General features: G+C 64.0%; 13 protein-coding genes, 1 pseudogene and 1 riboswitch. Of the genes and pseudogenes, 8 read left to right on the top strand and 6 right to left on the bottom strand.

The features are described from left to right. Positions 1-60: 60 nt before the first annotated feature. From O3306_RS13695 to gcvP, 4 genes are all read left to right on the top strand, one after another. On the top strand, positions 61-558 hold the full coding sequence (locus O3306_RS13695; protein ID WP_272008263.1) for an RrF2 family transcriptional regulator: 498 nt from the start codon (positions 61-63) through the stop codon (positions 556-558). Between the two features lie 109 nt (positions 559-667). Continuing rightward, positions 668-756, top strand: a riboswitch (glycine riboswitch). Positions 757-933: 177 nt separating this feature from the next. Continuing rightward, the gene (gcvT, locus tag O3306_RS13690) at positions 934-2,067 is read left to right on the top strand and encodes a glycine cleavage system aminomethyltransferase GcvT (RefSeq protein ID WP_272008261.1); all 1,134 of its coding nucleotides are present in this window, start codon (positions 934-936) and stop codon (positions 2,065-2,067) included. Between the two features lie 19 nt (positions 2,068-2,086). Then, positions 2,087-2,446: a glycine cleavage system protein GcvH gene (gene gcvH / locus O3306_RS13685; protein ID WP_272008259.1), complete on the top strand. Its 360-nt coding sequence runs from the start codon at positions 2,087-2,089 to the stop codon at positions 2,444-2,446. 121 nt (positions 2,447-2,567) lie between these two features. Next, positions 2,568-5,417 carry an aminomethyl-transferring glycine dehydrogenase gene (gcvP, locus tag O3306_RS13680; protein ID WP_272008257.1) on the top strand — a complete coding sequence of 950 codons (2,850 nt, stop codon included), beginning with the start codon at positions 2,568-2,570 and terminating at the stop codon, positions 5,415-5,417. 44 nt (positions 5,418-5,461) lie between these two features. Here gcvP and O3306_RS13675 read toward each other — a convergent pair whose 3' ends face one another. Continuing rightward, the gene (locus O3306_RS13675; RefSeq protein ID WP_272008255.1) at positions 5,462-7,981 is read right to left on the bottom strand and encodes an ABC transporter permease; all 2,520 of its coding nucleotides are present in this window, start codon (positions 7,979-7,981) and stop codon (positions 5,462-5,464) included. Then, the gene (locus O3306_RS13670; protein WP_272008253.1) at positions 7,978-8,664 is read right to left on the bottom strand and encodes an ABC transporter ATP-binding protein; all 687 of its coding nucleotides are present in this window, start codon (positions 8,662-8,664) and stop codon (positions 7,978-7,980) included. The genes O3306_RS13675 and O3306_RS13670 overlap by 4 nt, the downstream gene beginning before the upstream one ends. On the opposite strand from O3306_RS13670, the gene O3306_RS13665 reads away from it, so the two are divergent. Next, positions 8,663-9,379, top strand: a complete 717-nt coding sequence (locus O3306_RS13665; RefSeq protein WP_272008251.1) for an arylesterase — start codon at positions 8,663-8,665, stop codon at positions 9,377-9,379. The genes O3306_RS13670 and O3306_RS13665 overlap by 2 nt on opposite strands. Before the next feature lie 61 nt (positions 9,380-9,440). On the opposite strand, the gene O3306_RS13660 is transcribed toward O3306_RS13665, so the two are convergent. Continuing rightward, a complete protein-coding gene (locus O3306_RS13660; protein ID WP_272008250.1) occupies positions 9,441-9,647 on the bottom strand; it encodes a cold-shock protein in 207 nt (68 codons plus the stop codon). Positions 9,648-9,840: 193 nt separating this feature from the next. After that, positions 9,841-10,989 (bottom strand): geranylgeranyl reductase family protein, encoded by a 1,149-nt coding sequence (locus O3306_RS13655; RefSeq protein ID WP_272008248.1) that lies wholly within the window; start codon positions 10,987-10,989, stop codon positions 9,841-9,843. Between the two features lie 156 nt (positions 10,990-11,145). Here O3306_RS13655 and O3306_RS13650 point away from each other — a divergent pair, with 156 nt between their 5' ends. After that, positions 11,146-11,469, top strand: coding sequence for a BrnA antitoxin family protein (locus tag O3306_RS13650; protein ID WP_272008246.1), 324 nt, complete (start codon positions 11,146-11,148; stop codon positions 11,467-11,469). A 150-nt stretch (positions 11,470-11,619) separates the two neighbouring features. Here O3306_RS13650 and ettA read toward each other — a convergent pair whose 3' ends face one another. Both ettA and O3306_RS22455 read right to left on the bottom strand, forming a co-directional pair. Continuing rightward, positions 11,620-13,275, bottom strand: a complete 1,656-nt coding sequence (ettA, locus tag O3306_RS13645; RefSeq protein ID WP_272008244.1) for an energy-dependent translational throttle protein EttA — start codon at positions 13,273-13,275, stop codon at positions 11,620-11,622. Between the two features lie 86 nt (positions 13,276-13,361). Continuing rightward, positions 13,362-15,097 (bottom strand): annotated as a pseudogene (locus O3306_RS22455) (sensor domain-containing diguanylate cyclase); the annotation flags it as partial. Positions 15,098-15,310: 213 nt separating this feature from the next. Between O3306_RS22455 and O3306_RS13630 the strand changes: the two are divergent. Together O3306_RS13630 and dacB are read left to right on the top strand one after the other, a co-directional pair. After that, positions 15,311-15,910: a nicotinate-nucleotide adenylyltransferase gene (locus O3306_RS13630; RefSeq protein WP_272008242.1), complete on the top strand. Its 600-nt coding sequence runs from the start codon at positions 15,311-15,313 to the stop codon at positions 15,908-15,910. A 121-nt stretch (positions 15,911-16,031) separates the two neighbouring features. Next, the gene (gene dacB, locus O3306_RS13625) at positions 16,032-17,540 is read left to right on the top strand and encodes a D-alanyl-D-alanine carboxypeptidase/D-alanyl-D-alanine endopeptidase (RefSeq protein ID WP_272008241.1); all 1,509 of its coding nucleotides are present in this window, start codon (positions 16,032-16,034) and stop codon (positions 17,538-17,540) included. Positions 17,541-18,371 lie beyond the last annotated feature (831 nt).

The raw sequence follows: 18,371 nt of genomic DNA, 5'->3' as shown, positions 1-18,371 counted from the left end.
CGTAATGCAGGCAGAGTGGCGGAACTTCAAGCATGCCGGAACCGTAGGGGAGGACCGCAGATGCGAATCACCAAACGCAGCAATATTGCCATGCGTGTCCTGATGTATTGCGCGGTGCAGCCCGGACGGCTGGCGACCAAGGCCGAGGTTGCCGCGCGCTGCAAGACCTCCGAGAGTCATCTGGCGCAGATCATCAACCAGTTGGCGCAGCTAGGCTACCTGGAGACGCAGCGGGGCCGTAATGGTGGCGTGACGCTGGGGCGGCCTGCGGGCGAGATCGTCATCGGCGATGTGTTTCGCGACATCGAGGCGGGGTACACGGCTGCCGAGTGCTTTGCGGATGTGGACAATTCCTGCCCGCTGACCGAGGCGTGCCGCCTGCGCGAGGCTATCGCCGCGGCGGCGGAAGCCTTCTTTGCCCATCTCGACACGATCACCCTGGATGCGCTGGTGTGCGACAACATCGCGTTGGAGCGTATCCTTGCCCCGGCCGGGTGCGGAACGACGCGGATGGACGTTGCCGCAGCAAAGCCCGCCCTGCGCCACTTCAGCAGCTAAGCCGGGGCTTTGGCCCGGCAGAAACGCGCGTTTCACTGAGGTGCGGGAAGGTGGTTTGCCCGGTTCAAATCCTGCTTGCCCGACGCGAAACTGCATACTACGGTGTACTCTACCCCGACCGGGAGAATCGGCGCAAAGCCGATGCCGAAGGAGCAACCGCCCCGGAAACTCTCAGGCGACAAGGACCGGTCGAGGGATAAGGACTCTGGAGAGATCTTGTACATCCGTGCAAGGCGCCGAAGGGATAGCGATCTCAGGCAAAAGGACAGAGGGGGCATCGCAGTGCGGCCATTCGGGGCCAGCACTATTGACGATGCCGTATCCGTTCGGATCATTTTGATCGTGAAAGGTCGGCGCCAAAGTGAGGAGGCCGAGATGAGCGATCTGCGTGTGACGCCACTAAATGCACTACACAAGGAACTTGGGGCCAAGATGGTGCCCTTTGCGGGCTACGAGATGCCCGTGCAATACCCGATGGGCGTGATGAAAGAGCATCTGCATTGCCGGGCCGAGGCCGGGCTGTTTGATGTCAGCCATATGGGCCAGGTGGTGATCTGGCCGAAATCAGGAAACTACGCCGATGCCGCGCAGGCGCTGGAGACGCTGGTGCCGGTCGATGTCGCAGGGCTTGGCGAGATGCGGCAGCGCTATGCGATGTTCCTGAACGATCATGGCGGCATCCTGGATGACCTGATGATTGCCAACATGGGCGATCATATCTTTGTCGTGGTCAATGCGGGATGCAAGGATGCCGACATCGCGCATATGCAGAAACACCTGTCGGACACCTGCAAGATCGAGGTTCTGGACACGCGCGCGCTGCTGGCGCTGCAGGGCCCTTCGGCGGTAACGGTCCTGTCGCGGCTCAACGGCGCCGTGGCGGATATGAAATTCATGGATGTGGCCCGCGATGTCGATCTGGACGGCATATCGGCCGTGATGTCGCGGTCAGGCTATACCGGTGAGGACGGTTTCGAGATTTCGGTCGCGGCGGATGACGCCGAAGCGCTGACGCGCAAACTGCTTGCGCATGACGAGGTCGAGCCGATCGGCCTTGGTGCCCGCGACAGCCTGCGGCTGGAGGCCGGGCTGTGCCTTTATGGGCACGATATCGACGAAGGCACGACGCCGATCGAGGCCGGGCTGGGCTGGGCGATCCAGAAGGTGCGCCGTGCCGGTGGCGCGCGCGCGGGCGGATTTCCCGGCGCGGATGTGATCCTGTCCCAGCAGGCAGACGGCCCGGTGCGCCGGCGTGTCGGCCTGCGCCCCGAGGGCCGCGCGCCGATGCGTGAAGGCACCCAGCTTTATGCCCATGCCGAGGGAGGCGATGTGATCGGCCATGTGACGTCGGGCGCGTTCGGCCCGACGCTGGGTGGTCCGATGTCGATGGGATATGTCGCGACGGCCTTTGCCGGGCCAGAGACAATGATCTACGGGGATGTGCGCGGCAAGCGGTTGCCCGCAAAGGTGACGGCGATGCCGTTTGTCCCCGCCAATTTCAAACGCTGATCTCAAGGAGAAGAACATAATGAAATTCACTGAAGAACACGAATGGCTGCGCGTCGAGGATGACATCGTGGTCGTGGGCATCACCGAGCATGCCGCCGAACAGCTGGGGGATATCGTCTTTGTCGAGCTGCCCTCGGTAGGCAATGAAGTGACCAAGGATGATGAGGTCGTGGTGATCGAGAGCGTCAAGGCCGCCAGCGATATTCTGGCCCCGATCGACGGCGAGATCATGGAAGTGAATGACGTGCTGACCGACGAGCCGAGCAAGGTCAATGACGACCCGCTGGGGGATGGCTGGATGTTCAAGATCAAGCCAAGCGACGCCAGCCAGATGGACGATTTCATGGACGAGGCCGCGTACAAGAAATTCATCGGCTGACGGCGGAGGCGCCAGAGAAATCCATGCGGATTTCAGGCTCCTTCGGCGGGAGTATTTTGGAACATTGATAAGGCGGAGCGGGCCGTGTGCGCCCGCACGCCATTCATTAGGGGAGGCCGACATGGCTTTTGAACCGACCGACTATCTGCCATATGATTTTGCCAATCGGCGCCACATCGGGCCATCGCCCGAAGAGATGGAGGCGATGCTGGACGTGCTGGGGGTAGAAAACCTTGATGCGCTGATCGATCAGACGGTACCGAAATCCATCCGTCAGAAAAAGCCGCTCGATTTCGGCAAGGCCAAGTCCGAGCGCGAATTGCTGCACCACATGCGGGTGACAGCCAGCAAGAACAAGGTTCTGACCTCGCTCATCGGGCAAGGGTATCATGGCACGGTGACGCCGCCTGCGATCCAGCGGAACATTCTGGAAAACCCCGCATGGTACACGGCCTACACCCCATATCAGCCCGAGATCAGCCAGGGGCGGCTTGAAGCGCTGCTGAACTTCCAGACCATGATCAGTGACCTGACGGGGCTGGAGATCGCCAACGCGTCGCTGCTGGACGAAAGCACGGCCTGCGCCGAAGCGATGACCACCGCGCAGCGCGTGGCCAAATCGAAACAGAAAGCCTTCTTTGTTGACCGCGACTGCCATCCGCAGAACATCGCGGTGATCCAGACTCGCGCCGCGCCGCTGGGGATCGAAGTGATTGTCGGCAACCCGGACAAGATGGATGCCAGCGCGGTTTTTGGCGCGATTTTCCAGTATCCGGGCACCTATGGGCATGTGCGCGATTTCACCGACCACATCGCGCAGCTTCACGAACATGACGCGATCGGAATCGTCAGCGCCGATCCGATGGCCCTGACCCTGCTCAAGGAGCCGGGCGCGATGAATGCCGATATCGCGGTGGGCAGCACCCAGCGCTTTGGCGTGCCTTTGGGCTATGGCGGCCCGCACGCGGCCTATATGGCCTGCCGCGACGCCTATAAACGCGCCATGCCGGGCCGCCTTGTGGGGGTCAGCGTCGACAGTCACGGCAATCGTGCCTACCGGCTGGCGCTACAAACCCGCGAGCAGCATATCCGCCGCGAGAAAGCCACCAGCAACGTGTGTACCGCGCAGGCGCTGCTTGCGGTCATGGCGTCGATGTATGCCGTGTTCCACGGGCCCAAGGGCCTCAAGGCCATCGCGCAACGCATCCATCGCAAGACGGTGCGCCTGGCCCGCGGGCTGGAGGCGGCGGGGTTCAAGGTTGATCCGAAGTTCTTCTTTGACACGATCACCGTGGATGTCGGCCCGTTGCAGGCAGCGGTGATGAAATCGGCGGTGGACGAAAAGATCAACCTGCGTAAAGTGGGCGAAACCCGCGTCGGCATCAGCCTTGATGAATGCACCCGCCCCGAGAATATCGAGGCGGTCTGGCGGGCCTTCGGGATCACCCAGAAGGACGAGAATTTCGCGCCCGAATATCGCATCCCCGAAAACATGCACCGCACGTCGGAATATCTGACGCATCCCATTTTCCACATGAACCGCGCCGAGACCGAGATGATGCGCTACATGCGGCGTCTGGCGGATCGCGACCTTGCGCTGGATCGCGCGATGATCCCGCTGGGCAGCTGCACGATGAAGCTGAATGCCGCCGCCGAGATGATGCCGGTCAGCTGGCGCGAATTCTCGAGGCTGCATCCATTCGTGCCGGCCGATCAGGCAGAAGGCTATGCCGAGTTGATCGCGGATCTGAGTGCGAAACTATGCGAGATCACCGGCTATGCGGCGATTTCGATGCAGCCCAATTCGGGGGCGCAGGGCGAATATGCCGGTCTGCTGTCGATTTCGGCCTATCACCGCGCGCGAGGCGAGGGGCATCGCAATGTCTGCCTGATCCCGGTCAGCGCGCATGGCACCAACCCTGCCAGCGCCCAGATGGTCGGCTGGAAGGTCGTGGTGGTCAAATCTGCCGAGAATGGCGATATCGACGTGGAAGATTTCCGCGCCAAGGCCGAGAAGCATTCGGAAAATCTGGCGGCCTGCATGATCACCTATCCCAGCACCCATGGCGTGTTCGAGGAGACCGTGATCGAGGTTTGCAAGATCGTTCACGATCATGGCGGGCAGGTCTATATCGACGGGGCCAACATGAACGCGATGGTGGGGCTCAGCCGCCCCGGCGATCTGGGTGGTGACGTGAGCCACCTCAACCTGCACAAGACCTTCTGCATCCCGCATGGCGGTGGTGGTCCCGGCATGGGGCCGATCGGCGTCAAGGCGCACCTGGTGCCGCATCTGCCGGGCCATCCCAGCACCGGTGGCACCGAGGGGCCGGTCAGCGCCGCGCCATTCGGCTCGCCGTCGCTGCTGCCGATCTCGTGGGCCTATATCCTGATGATGGGTGGCGAGGGGCTGACACAGGCGACGCGCGTGGCGATCCTCAATGCCAACTACATCGCCAAGCGGCTGGAAGGGGCGTATGACGTTCTTTACAAGGGGCCGACGGGGCGTGTGGCGCATGAGTGCATTCTCGACACCCGCCCGTTCGAGAAAAGCGCGGGCGTGACGGTGGATGATATCGCCAAGCGGCTGGTCGATTGCGGGTTCCACGCGCCGACGATGAGCTTTCCGGTTCCCGGCACGCTGATGGTCGAGCCGACCGAGAGCGAGACCAAGGCCGAGCTTGACCGGTTCTGTGATGCGATGCTGGCGATCCGCGAGGAGATCCGTGCCATCGAGGAAGGCAAGATCGACGCCGAGAACAACCCGCTGAAACACGCGCCGCACACGATGGAGGATCTGGTCACCGATTGGGACCGGCCCTACACCCGTGAGCAGGGCTGTTTCCCTCCGGGGGCCTTCCGCGTCGACAAATATTGGCCGCCGGTCAATCGCGTGGACAACGTCCATGGCGACCGGTTCCTGATATGTACCTGTCCGCCGCTTGAGGACTATGCAGACGCTGCCGACTAGGCGCGTTGAGGCAGGGTGGGTTTCAAACCCACCCTGCTGTTGCCTCACTCGCGGGCGCGCAAGACTTGCGCGGGCCGCACTGCCAGCGGGCGCAGCGCAAAGCCGATTGCTGCCAGCAGCGTGACGCCGATGCCGCTCGCCACGATGATCAGCGCCGAGGACCAGATGATGGTGTAGCTGGTCTCCATCACGTAGTGGCTGACCGCCCAGCCGCCCAGGATACCCGCGCCGATGGCCACGATGCCCGCCGCCGCCCCCAGAAGCGCCGCGCGCAGGGCGAGGCTGCGCAGGATGCGGCCTCGGGTGGCGCCCAGAACCTTGAGCACCGCTGCCTCGTGAACCCGCGCCGCCTGATCCGCTGCCGCCGCACCGATCAACACAAGGAACCCTGTCAGCAGCGTCGAGGCTGCCCCCCATGAGGTGGCCGTGGCCAACCCCGCCAGCAGTGCTGCGAGCCGGTCGATGGCGTCGCGCACGCTGATCGCGGTCACGTTGTGATAGCGCGCGGCGATGTCTCGCAGGATTGCGGGCTCTGATGCCACGTCGGCATAGACGGTGGATATGAAGCTATGGGGCGCGCCCTCCAGAGCGGAGGGGTTCATCGACATGATGAAACCGATCCCGGCGGTGGAGAAATCCACGTCTCGCAGGCTTGTCACCGTGGCCGTGATGTCGCGGCCCAGGATGTTCACGGTGATGGTGTCACCCAGCGACAGCCCCATTTCTGCGGCTTCTTCGGCGGCAAAGCTGATCTGCGGCGGGCCGGTGTAATCTTCGGGCCACCACTGGCCAGCGGTGACGCGCGTTGCCTTTGTCGGGGTGGCGGAATAGGTCACGCCCCGGTCGCCGCGCAGCACCCAGTGATCGCCCGCGACCTCGGATGCGGGACGGTCGTTGATCCGGGTGATGATCCCGCGCAGCATCGGCGCGCTCTCGATCCGGCTGACGCCCGGATCGCCTTCCAGCCGGGCGCGAAAGCCTGCCATCTGATCCTTTTGCAGATCGACGAAGAAGAAGGATGGGGCACGCTCGGGCAAATCGCCCTGGATCGCGCCGCGCAGGTTGCCGTCGATCTGTCCGACAGCGGCCAGGACCGACAGGCCCAGCCCCAGCGATAGCACAACCGGCCCCGCCGTGGTGCCCGGCCCTCCGATTGCCGCAAGCGCCCAGCGTAGGGGCGGTCTGCCGCGTGCGACGGGGCGCAGTGCGCGGGCCAGCGCGCGCACGCCTTGTGCCGATAGCGCCAGCAGGATCAGCGCGCCGAGGATGCCGCCTGCCGTCCAGAGCGTCAGCCGCAGATTGCCCGAGAACCAGATTGCCGTGCTCAGAAGCCCGGCGAGCAGGAGCGCCGTGACGACCACGAAGGGCCAAGGCGGGATGGTGCGGCTTTGGGCGGCGTCCCCGCGAAAGAGGCTGGCGGCGCGGATATCCAGCACCCTCGCCAGTGGCCAAAGGGTAAAGACAAGCGCGGTAAAGGCGCCATAGATCGCGGCTTCGATCATCGGTGTGGGGTAGAAGGCAAAGACTGCGGGTACCGGCAGCCGCGAGGCGAGCAGCGATGACAGGGCCACCGGCAGCCCCGCCCCCAACAGGACGCCCGCCGCGATCCCCAGTGCTGCAAGCGCGCCGATCTGCATCAGGTAGCTGGCAAAGATCACGCTGCGCTCGGCCCCCAGCGTGCGCAGGGTGGCGATCACCGGCGTCTTGCGCGCCAGATAGGCACGCACTGCGGCAGATATGCCGACGCCGCCCACCGCCAGCCCGCTGAGGCCGACCAGCACCAGGAACGCACTGAGGCGGCGCACGAATGCGGCCACGCCCGGCGCGCCGTTGCGCGCGTCGCGCCAGCTGAGGCCGCTGGAGGCAAAGGCGGCTTCGGCCTCGTCCCGCACTGCCGCCAGGTCCGTGTTCGGTGGCAGGTCCAGCCGGTAGCGCGCGCTGAACAGCGTGCCGGGGGCCAGCAAACCGGAGGCATCAAGCGCCCGGGTAGCAACGATACTGCGCGGCCCGAGGCCGAAACCGCCCACAGCGTTGTCAGGTTCTTCCACCAATGCGGCCATCAGGCGGAAATCCTGCGTGCCAAGGCGGAAGGTGTCGCCGATCTCCAGCCCCAGCTGCGCGATCAGCGCCGGGGCCATGACGCCGCCGGGCAGGCCACCCTTCCCGGCCAGCGCGTCGCGCAGCGGTATTGCCGGGTCCAGCCCGACCTGGCCGATCAGGGGATAGGCGTCATCGACGGCCTTCACCTGGGTCAGCGCGCGGGTTTCGTCCGGGCCGAGGGCGAGCGAGCGAAAGTCGACGATTTCCGAGATGTGATCGGCGTTGCGCGTCATCCATGCCCGTTCGGGCGGGCTGGCGAAACGGTATGTCAGCTCGATCTCGGCATCGCCGCCCAGCAGGGCCGCGCCGTCCCGCGCCAGACCGGCAGCGATGCTTTCGCGCACGGTGCCGACTGCGGCGATGGCCGCCACGCCGAGGATGATGCAGGCCAGCAGGATACGAAACCCCGCCAGGCCACCGCGCAATTCGCGCCGGGCCAGTCGTGCGGCGAGCATCAGCCTCATGCGGCGCTGGCCACGGGGTCGATGCGGCCGTCGCGCAGGGCGATGACGCGGTCGCAGCGCGCGGCAAGGTCTGCGTCATGGGTGACCAGCACCAGCGTCGTGCCGTGCCGGTCGCGCAGATCAAAGAGCAGATCGATGATCACCGCGCCGGTGCTGCTGTCGAGATTGCCGGTCGGTTCATCGGCGAGGATGATATCGGGCTGGGGCGCTGCGGCGCGGGCCAGCGCCACGCGCTGCTGTTCGCCGCCCGAGAGTTGCGAGGGGTAGTGATCGGCGCGCGCGCCAAGCCCGACGGCATCCAGTTCTGCCCGCGCCCGGTCAAAGGCATCGGCGCGCCCGGCCAGTTCCAGCGGGGTTGCGACATTTTCGAGCGCGGTCATCGTCGGAATGAGATGAAAGGATTGGAAGATTACGCCGAAATGGTCGCAGCGCAACCGCGCCAGCGCGTCCTCGGACATGGCGGACAGATCGTGCCCCAGCGCCATGACGGTCCCGCCTGTTGCCCGCTCCAGCCCGCCCATCAGCATCAGCAGCGAGGATTTGCCGGACCCGGACGGGCCGACAAGGCCAAGTGTCTCGCCGCTCTGGACTTCGAGGGTAATGCCATGAAGTATCTCGACCAGACCGGCGTTCGATCTGAGCGACAGCGCGGCGCCGGACAATGACAAAAGAGGATGGCTCATGAAAACGCGCCTGTTTGCAAATGGTTGTCTCACATATGGGCTATGGCGCCGGTGGGGCAAGGCGCGGTCAGTGTTTCTTTTGGTCACGTTTCTGTCGGCCGCCTTGCCCGCTGCCCGTGCCGTGGCGACAGAACCGGTGACGGTGTTGGCGCTGGGCGACAGCCTGACGCAGGGTTACGGACTGGTGCAGCAGGACGGTTTCGTGCCGCAACTGGAGCACTGGCTGGCCGAGCAGGGCATCGACGCGCGGCTGATCAATGGCGGCGTGTCGGGCGACACCACGCAGGGCGGGGCAGCCCGCGTGGAATGGAGCCTGACGGAGGATGTGGATGCGATGATCGTGGCGCTGGGCGGCAATGACCTGCTGCGCGGCATTGATCCGGCTGTGAGCCGCGCCAACCTGGAGGCGATTCTGAAGGCTGCCGAGGCGCGGGATGTTGCCGTTCTGTTGATCGGGCTGCGGGCGCCGGGAAACTACGGGCCAGACTACAAGGCGGCGTTCGATGCGATCTATCCCGAACTCGCCGAGCGTTACGACACGCTCTACCTGGAGAGTTTTTTCGACGGGATCGAGGCCGAGGTGGACGGTGATCGGGGGGCGTTCTTTCAGGCTGACGGTATCCATCCGAACAGAGATGGCGTGGCGCTGATCGTGGCGGCGGTGGGGCCGTCGGTGGCGGCGCTGATCGCGCGGGCGCAGAAACAGAATCAGTAAAGCAGGGCCAGAAATGAAAAAGGGGCCCGAAGGCCCCAATTTCGAAATGTCATGCGGCGGTTTACGCCAGCGCGATGTTCGTCGCGGATTCGCGGCCATCGCGGCCTGCTTCGACGTCAAATGTTACTTTCTGGTCGTCGGCCAGACCGGTCAGACCGGCGCGCTCAACTGCAGAAATGTGAACAAATACGTCTTTTCCACCGGTTTCCGGTGCGATGAAGCCGAAGCCTTTAGTTGCGTTGAACCATTTTACGGTGCCATTTGCCATCCGTTGGTCTCCTTCAATAATCGCTGCCCGCGGAGGTGCGGCAGCCTGGCTAGTCGTGCAAGATCGAGTGACTGAGCCGTGAGGAGCAGGTGGTCGATAGCTGTAACGTCGCGCCTTATAATATGCGATGCCGCGACCAATCGCGCAAGAGGGAAGGTGAAAAATCTGAGCGAAAGCCCGCCGGTCGGTGGATTCAGGCCCGGCGCAGGCGGCGCCAGACGGCGGCGGGGATGCGGCGCGCGATCAGCCACATCAGCCGGGGGTACTCGATTTCGCCGGACAGCATCGACAGGTAGGCGTGCTTGACGGTTGTCGAACTGGCGAAGGCCCGGCGGAAGAATGGCCGCGCGCGCGGCGCAAAGATCAGCGGGCGCAAGACACAGGCCAGACGCAGCGAGCGCTGGATCGGACGGACCTGACGCGCATAGATCCGCAGTGCGGTATCCGGTTGGCCCGCCCGGATCGCGGTGGCGGCGGCATCGGCGGCCAACTGCCCGCTTTTCATCGCATAGGCGATGCCCTCGCCGGTGATTGGATCGACAAAGCCTGCCGCATCTCCGGCCAGCAGAACCGCAGCGCGCCCCGGAACACGGCGATAGTCGCCGAAGGGCAGGAAATGCCCCTTGACCCGTGCCGTGCTGGCATCGTCCAGCTGCGCGCGGTAGGTGGCCAGCCGGGCCTGAATTTCCGGGTTTTCGGCCTGCAGCCCGCCGATGCCGATGGTGGTGCTGCCGCGTTTGGGAAACTGCCAGCCATAGCCCCAGCTGGCCGCGTCGAAATCGATTCGCACCACCGGGTTGTCGGGCTGCGGCGGGGCCTCCACCTCGAGCGCAAAGCCGATGCGCGCCTTGTCGAAGGATTGCCCGAACAGCGCACGCGCGACGCGGCTTTGCACCCCGTCCGCGCCGATAAGTATCAGATATTCAAGGGCTGTGCCGTCATCCAGCTCGACACGTTGCGCCGCCAGATCAAGCTCTGTCACGCGACAGCCCGAGTAATCTGATGCCCCCGCCTGAACCGCCCGTTCGAATAGCAGGCGGTCCATGTCCCAGCGCATTGTCAGGTAGACCGGCAAAGTGTGTTCGGACCCGCCCAGCGGGGTGCCGTCGAGGTGAAAGGCGAAGCGGTCGCGCGGCTCGAACAGTTGCGGATCGAGCGTGTGCTGGAAAATCTCTTGGTAATATCCCTGCGCGCGCCCGGTAAAGAGCCCGCCGCAGAGCTTGGCGCGCGGGAAGCGTGCCTTGTCGATCACCGCGACGCTGAGGCCCGCGCGCCGGGCGGTCACGGCGGCGGCGCTTCCGGCCGGGCCGGCGCCAAGGATGATCACGTCAAATCGGGTCATGTGCGGGTCCGGGGCCAGAAATTCTGCCCCGTCATAAAGGCTGACTGCCGTCGCGGAAAGGGCCGTCGGTATCGCGTCGGTCCCCGGTCGGTGCGGTGGCTTGACCGGGGATTAACCGATCGGGGCAATGTTGGGCGCTCCGAACCGGAGGTGCCGATGGCCCGCATGACCAAGACCGAACGTATTGCCCGCGAAGGGCTGATGAAGAACCTGATCCAACTGATGCGGGACGACTGGATTCCGATCCGGATCGCGGACGAGATCCCCGATGCGTGGCACACGCTGGAGGCCGATCTGGACGTGACCGAGCCGAAGGAAAAGGTGACGCTCTACCTGGATCGCTCGGTAGCGCGGTTCTATCGGGCGATGGGGAAGGGGTATCAGGCGCGAATCAACCGGCTGTTGGCGACCTGGGCGCAGATGCATATCGCGCGCGAGGTGAAGCTGGAGGAGATGCTGCGCAAGCGGTTGAAAGAGTGAGCGGGCCGGGTCGAAGCCTGACACAAGGAAAAAGGGCGGCCCGAAGACCGCCCTCAAGATGTCAGATCGGCGCACATTCTCAACCGGGTGCGCACGCCATTGCGTGGCAATCGCTTTCGCGCACGCGTTGAAAAGCAATGCTTTTCAACGTTACCTCGCAAACTTCTTGTGCTTCATCCGCGTGGGCTCCAGCGCGTCGGCGCCAAGGCGGCGCTTCTTGTCTTCTTCGTAATCCTCGAAATTGCCCTCGAACCATTCCACATGCGCGTCGCCCTCGAAGGCCAGCATGTGGGTGCAGATCCGGTCGAGGAAGAAGCGGTCGTGGGAGATGACCACGGCGCAGCCGGCGAAATCCACCAGCGCGTCTTCCAGCGCGCGCAGGGTTTCGACATCGAGATCGTTGGTCGGCTCATCGAGTAGCAGCACGTTGCCGCCCGAGCGCAGGAGGCGCGCCATGTGAACGCGGTTCCGTTCGCCCCCTGACAGCAGCGAGACTTTCTTTTGCTGGTCGCCGCCCTTGAAGTTGAACGCCGAGCAATAGGCGCGGGCGTTCACTTCGGCATCGCCGAGCTTGATGATGTCCTGCCCGTCGGCGATGGCCTCCCAGACGTTTTCGTCCGGTTTCAGATCGTCGCGGGACTGATCCACGTAGGACAGATCGACAGTGTCGCCGTATTCGATGGTGCCGGCATCGGGCTTTTCCTGTCCGGTCAGCATCTTGAACAGGGTCGATTTACCCGCGCCGTTGGGGCCGATCACGCCGACGATGCCGCCGGGCGGCAGCGAGAAGCTGAGGTTCTCGATCAGGAGCTTGTCGCCCATCGCCTTGGTCAGCCCCTGCACCTCGATCACCTTGTCGCCGAGGCGCGGGCCGTTGGGGATGACGATCTGGGCGCGGGTCAGTTTCTCGCGCTCTGACTGGCCGGCCATCTCGTTATAGGCGTTGATCCGGGCCTTGGATTTGGCCTGCCGGGCCTTCTGGCCCTGACGCATCCATTCCAGTTCGCGTTCCAGCGTCTTTTGCTTGGACTTGTCCTCGCGGGCCTCCTGGCTCAGGCGCTTGGCCTTTTGTTCGAGCCAGGACGAATAATTGCCCTCGTAGGGAATGCCGCGACCGCGGTCCAGTTCGAGAATCCAGCTGGTGATATCGTCGAGGAAGTAGCGGTCATGGGTGACGATCAGGATCGTGCCCTTGTAGTCGATGAGGTGCTGTTGCAGCCAGGCGATGGTTTCGGCATCCAGGTGGTTGGTCGGTTCGTCCAGCAGCAGCATGTCAGGCGCTTCGAGGAGCAGCTTGCACAGGGCGACGCGGCGGCGTTCACCGCCCGAGAGCGACGCCACGTCGGCATCATCGGGGGGGCAGCGCAGCGCCTCCATGCTGACGTCGATCTGGGCGTCGAGATCCCACAGGTTCTCGGCGTCGATCTGGTCTTGCAGTTCGGCCATCTCATCGGCGGTCTCATCCGAGTAGTTCATCGCCAGTTCGTTGAAGCGATCAAGCTTGGCCTTTTTCGCTGCGACGCCGAGCATGACGTTTTCGCGGACGTTGAGCGCCGGGTCGAGATGCGGCTCTTGCGGCAGGTAGCCGACATTGGCGCCCTCGGCGGCCCATGCCTCGCCGGTGTAATCGGTATCGAGGCCGGCCATGATTTTCATCAAGGTGGACTTGCCCGAGCCGTTGACGCCGACGACGCCGATTTTCACACCGGGCAGGAATGACAGATGGATGTTCTCAAAGCACTTCTTCCCACCGGGATAGGTCTTTGAGACGCCCTGCATGTGATAGACATATTGGTAAGCTGCCATGGCTGATGCTTTCTGATTAAGACCGGGTGTTGGCCTGCATGTAACCGTCGGGCGCTGCGATTTCAAACAGGGAGTTTGTCGCGCTATCGCTTTGCCTTGTGCGGGGTGGCGCGGGCCGGGGTGGTCGCATCCAGAGTGAAGGGCGCAGGCAGTGGCGTATTGGCGCGCAGCCAGCCGACCATATCGGCCACCGGCATCGGCGAGGCGAGGCCGTAGCCCTGGATGAACGGGCATTTGGCGCGTCGCAGGATATCGAGCTGACCTTGGGTTTCCACGCCCTCGGCCACCACATCCATGTCCAGAAGCGCGCAGAGCCGGATGATCGAGCGTGCCACGACGCGGTTGCGCGGCGCGGTTTCCAGCCGCCGGATCATCGAGTGATCAAGCTTGATCGCGTCGATTTCGATGGCCGATATATGCGACAGCCCCGCATGGCCGGTGCCGAAATCGTCGAGTGCCACGCGCACGCCGATCCGCCGCAGCCGCTCGATGGCGGCGAGCACCCCGATATGGCCGCCGCCCAGCAGGCTGGTTTCCAGGATCTCGACGCAGATGCTGGAATGCGGCAACCCGCGCGATTGCAGTGCCCAGTCCAGCAGGCCGGGGTAATTGACATCCGACAGGATCGTGCTGGAGACGTTGAGCGACAGGGTCAGGCCGGAAAACCCCGCCTGATGCATCCGCGCCAGCGCGTCGAGCGCATGGTTCATCGCCAGGTAGTCGATATCGGGCAGCAACTGTGTGCCCTTGGCCGCCGAGAGGAACGCCGCGGGGGCCAGCAGGCCCTGTTGCGGGTGATCCCAGCGCAACAGCGCCTCGCAGCCGGTGATCCGGTTGCTGGCCAGATCGAGGATCGGTTGCAGGAAGATGGTGAACTGGTCGTGTGCCACCGCTTCCTTGAGGTCGCGGCTGAGTTGCTGGCGGGCGCGCGCACGCTGGCCCAGTTGATCGGTATAGAGGACGACCTGCCCGCGCCCTGCATCCTTGGCACTGTAGAGCGCCATATCGGCCTGCTGAATCAGGGCCTCTCCTGAGGCGGTATCGGCGGTGGACATGCTGGCCCCGATGGAAAGGCCCACGGGTATTGTCTGATCCTTCCAGACCAATGGGCGGCTGACGGCGCGCATGACCTGCCCGGCGCGGGCCAGCAATGCCTTCTGCGTGCCGATATCGACGAAAATCAGAAGAAACTCATCGCCGCCGGTGCAGCAGACCAGATCGCCGGGCCGGACCTGTTGGCGCAGACCGTCGGCCACATGGTGCAGCACCGCATCGCCGGCCGCGTGGCCAGCGTGTCGTTGACCTCCTTGAACTTGTCGAGATCGAGTTGAAGCACGCCGATCCGCCCGGCCATGATCTGGGCCATCACCTTGCGGCTGCGCATGTAGCGCGACAGTTTCTTGCGGTTGCCAAGGCCGGTCAGATCATCGTGATAGGCGGCATGATCCAGGTCGTCCTTGACCTGTTGCAGTGCGGCCTGGGTCGTGACCTGCTCCGAGACATCGCGGCAGGTGACGACAACCATCTTTTGCGTGTCGTCGGGGCCGAGATCGATCAGCGAATGGCTCTGCTGGTTCCAGAACCGGCTGCCGTCGCGGCGCAGATGCTGGGTGATGCGGTAGCGATCGAACAGAGAGGTCGAGAAATCATACCGAAAGTTTTCTGTCTCTTCACGGGGCGGGCGGCTTTCGGGTGGCAGTATCTTTTCCTGCGGATTGCAGCCCTTGAGCTCGGACAGGGACCAGCCAAGCATCTGTTCGCAGGCGGGGTTCATCCATTTCACCCGGCCATTGATATCGAGCAGGATGATGCCATCGCGCACATGATCGAGGATCAGCCCCGGAAGCCTGGCGTCGGTGCTGGTCGCCGGGTCCGCGCGTAGCGGCTTCCTGTCAGATCGCGTTTGTCTGCTCACTGCTCCACCAAGGTTGCGCTGAAATTACATGACGACAGTGGCAAACGGTGCTTAATATCGGGTGGTCATCGGCCGCCTATGCGGATAAAAATTCTTAAAATTTAAGGAGCTTGCGGCAAAATGCCTGCTTTGACCTTGCCGCCGGTGCGGCCCGGCCAGACCATCGGATTGCTTGGCGGGTCGTTCGATCCGCCACATGCGGGTCATGTCCATATCACCCGCGAAGCGCTGAAACGGTTCGACCTCGGGGCGGTTTGGTGGCTGGTCAGCCCCGGCAACCCGCTGAAGGCACACGGGCCCGCGCCCATGGCGCGGCGGCTGGAGGCGGCGGCGCAGATCATGCAGCACCCGCGCGTTTTTATCAGCGATGCCGAGGCGCAGATCGGATCGCGCTATACCGCCCAGACGCTGCGGGCGCTGCGCGCGGCCCGGCCCGGCGCACGGTTCGTGTGGTTGATGGGGGCCGACAACATGGTGCAATTCGATGAATGGCAGGATTGGCAGGAGATCATGAAGTCCGTGCCGGTGGGCGTGCTGGCCCGTCCGGGCACGCGCATTGCGGCGCGCAACTCGAAAATGGCGCGGATCTATGCGGCGCACCGGCTGCCGGGCCGCCAGAGCCAGCGTCTGGGGCTGATGGCGCCGCCGGCATGGTGTTTCATCAATGTGCCGATGCGGGCGATTTCCTCGACGGACTTGCGGGCGTCAGGCGCATGGTAGCCGGGCGTGATGGTGCGCGCGGGGCTGGGTTTGCCCTTATCTGCGGGGCTGTCACGGGCCGGGGCCAAATGGGGGCAATTCGTCGTTGTCTGCCGCGCGCGACTGGGTTTAACTCTGGGCCATGACGAAACTGTTTTCACGACGTGGTTTACTGGGCACCGCCTTGGCGGGTCTGGCCAGTGCGGTCAGTGCCGGGGCGCCTGCCGTATCGCTGCGGCCGCAACTGCGCCCGGCCGACCTGGACAAGGCAGCCCTGCGGCCGCGCCCCAAGGCGCCCGATCCGCAGGCACTGATCGACCGGGCAAAACTGGGCGGCAGGGTTGGCTATGCGGTGGTCGATGTGAAAACCGGCGCGCTGCTGGAGACTCGTAACGCCGATATGGGCTTTGCCCCCGCCAGCGTGACCAAGACGGTGACGGCGCTTTATGCGCTGAACGCGCTGGGCGCGGGCTATCGGTTTCGCACCCGGCTGATCGCGACCGGGCCGATCGAGAACGGCGTGATCAAGGGCGATCTGGTGCTGACCGGCGGTGGCGATCCCACGCTCGATACCGATGCATTGGCGGGCATGGCCGCCAACCTCAAGGCAGCGGGCATCCGGGCCGTCACCGGCGCCTTTCGCGTGTTCGACGGCGCGCTGCCCTTTATCCGCGTGATCGACGAGAGCCAGCCGGTTCACGTCGGCTACAACCCGTCGCTGTCGGGGCTGAACCTGAATTTCAACCGCGTGCATTTCGAATGGGCGCGGGACTCGGACGGTTATACCGTCACGATGGACGCGAGGTCGGGCAAGTACCGGCCCGAGGTGCGCGTGGCCCGGATGCGCATCGCCGACCGCGCCGCCCCGGTCTATACCTACAAGGACGCGGGCGATCACGATGAATGGACCGTGGCGGCCAAGGCCCTGGGCAAGGGGGGCGCCCGCTGGCTGCCCGTCCGCTACCCGGCGAGCTATGCCGGCGAAGTCTTTGCCACGTTTGCGCGCTCGCACGGGATCAAGCTCGATCAGGCCCGGCCGCAGAGCGATGCGCCGCGCGGCACGGCGGTGGTGACCCATAACAGCAAGGCACTGAGCACGATCCTGCGGAGTATGCTGAAATATTCCAACAACCTGACCGCCGAACTGGTCGGCATGACCGCCACTGTCGCACGGGGCGGCAAGGTCACATCGCTGGCGGCGTCGGGGCGCGAGATGTCGGCATGGGCGCGGACCGAACTGGGCATGACGGAAGCGTCACTGGTGGATCACTCGGGGCTCGGGGCCGCCTCGCGGCTGACGGCCGAGGGGCTGGCCCGTGCGTTGGCCAAGGTGGCTTCGGAGGGCAAGCTGGAGCCGCTGCTCAAGCCGTTCGTGATGCGCCACGAGAATGGCAGTACCGACAAGGGGCATCCCGTGAAGGTGCTGGCCAAGACCGGCACGCTCTATTTTGTCAGCTCGCTGTCGGGCTACGCCACTGGCCCGGACAACCGGCAACTGGCCTTTGCGATCTTTACCGGCAACGAGGAAAAGCGCCGCGCGCTGGGCCAGTCGGCGCAGGAACGCCCGCCGGGTGCGGCGGCCTGGAACGCGCGCTCGAAACGCCTGCAGCAGCAGTTGATCGAGCGCTGGCACGCGGTCTACGGCAGTTAGCAGAGCCCACTGTCTGCTGCCGTCCCGTGCCCACCTGCCCGGAGCCGTCCCGCGCGGGGCCCAGCCCGGCACGCAATCGCACTTCCACCGGACCGGGCGATCCGCTAATTCAACGCCACCACCAGCGGCGGCGAGTTGGCGGAGTGGTTACGCAGCGGATTGCAAATCCGAAAATTTATCACAAAAAATTAGTGACTTAACGATTTTCGGTTAGCGGGACATATTGAGAACATATCGTGAAAATGATAGCCGCCCCAATTCGAGCATATGAAGGAAGACGCGGTGCGTTGGCTACCACACCAGACCAGTGAGGCGATTTTCGACCGCTGAATGCGGATGGGCCGCACATCACAAGCCAGAAGACTGTGGGTATGAACTGCAGCCCACTCTTGAGGCGTGACATCCCCTTTGACCGCTGTCAGCCCGAACGCGACGTTTGTGCACGCTTTGAGCTCATAAGGCAAATCATGTAGGATCGGACACTGCGTTCGCAAGCAATACGCTCCGCAACAATGGAAGCAGACATTCATGTGACTTCAAACCAGTGCATTGTTGATTTCCACTGAGAAGTGACCCGGTGGGGGTGCTGAGCGATACTTGTGGTAAGAAAGTGCCGGGCGGAAGGGGATCATCCGACGTAGAAAATTCAAAAAAAGTGCGGCTGAGGCTGACGGCTGATCCAGCTTGTGAAGAACCGGAAGGATTGGTTCCAATTGTTCTGTTGAGGCGTGGGCTGATGATCCGCGCCACCTGAGTGGTCCAGTTTGAATGTTAGTGCATGATTGGCGAAGCGTATCGCTAGTTCGAATCTAATCTCCTACCTTCGTAGCC

It is taken from the genome of Roseovarius sp. ZX-A-9, from assembly GCF_028369135.1.
Taxonomy (GTDB): domain Bacteria; phylum Pseudomonadota; class Alphaproteobacteria; order Rhodobacterales; family Rhodobacteraceae; genus Roseovarius.
Note: the sequence above shows the minus strand (reverse complement) of the source record. Positions and strands in the feature narration are given on the sequence as shown.

Excerpts from the sequence above, each read along its gene's own strand:
- gcvT (WP_272008261.1), top strand. The coding sequence starts at position 934 with ATGAGCGATCTGCGTGTGACGCCACTAAATGCACTACACAAGGAACTT.
- ettA (WP_272008244.1), bottom strand. The coding sequence starts at position 13,275 with ATGGCAGCTTACCAATATGTCTATCACATGCAGGGCGTCTCAAAGACC.
- O3306_RS13665 (WP_272008251.1), top strand. The coding sequence starts at position 8,663 with ATGAAAACGCGCCTGTTTGCAAATGGTTGTCTCACATATGGGCTATGG.
- gcvH (WP_272008259.1), top strand. The coding sequence starts at position 2,087 with ATGAAATTCACTGAAGAACACGAATGGCTGCGCGTCGAGGATGACATC.
- O3306_RS13695 (WP_272008263.1), top strand. The coding sequence starts at position 61 with ATGCGAATCACCAAACGCAGCAATATTGCCATGCGTGTCCTGATGTAT.
- O3306_RS13670 (WP_272008253.1), bottom strand. The coding sequence starts at position 8,664 with ATGAGCCATCCTCTTTTGTCATTGTCCGGCGCCGCGCTGTCGCTCAGA.
- O3306_RS13675 (WP_272008255.1), bottom strand. The coding sequence starts at position 7,981 with ATGAGGCTGATGCTCGCCGCACGACTGGCCCGGCGCGAATTGCGCGGT.
- gcvP (WP_272008257.1), top strand. The coding sequence starts at position 2,568 with ATGGCTTTTGAACCGACCGACTATCTGCCATATGATTTTGCCAATCGG.
- O3306_RS13655 (WP_272008248.1), bottom strand. The coding sequence starts at position 10,989 with ATGACCCGATTTGACGTGATCATCCTTGGCGCCGGCCCGGCCGGAAGC.
- dacB (WP_272008241.1), top strand. The coding sequence starts at position 16,032 with ATGACGAAACTGTTTTCACGACGTGGTTTACTGGGCACCGCCTTGGCG.
- O3306_RS13650 (WP_272008246.1), top strand. The coding sequence starts at position 11,146 with ATGGCCCGCATGACCAAGACCGAACGTATTGCCCGCGAAGGGCTGATG.
- O3306_RS13630 (WP_272008242.1), top strand. The coding sequence starts at position 15,311 with ATGCCTGCTTTGACCTTGCCGCCGGTGCGGCCCGGCCAGACCATCGGA.
- O3306_RS13660 (WP_272008250.1), bottom strand. The coding sequence starts at position 9,647 with ATGGCAAATGGCACCGTAAAATGGTTCAACGCAACTAAAGGCTTCGGC.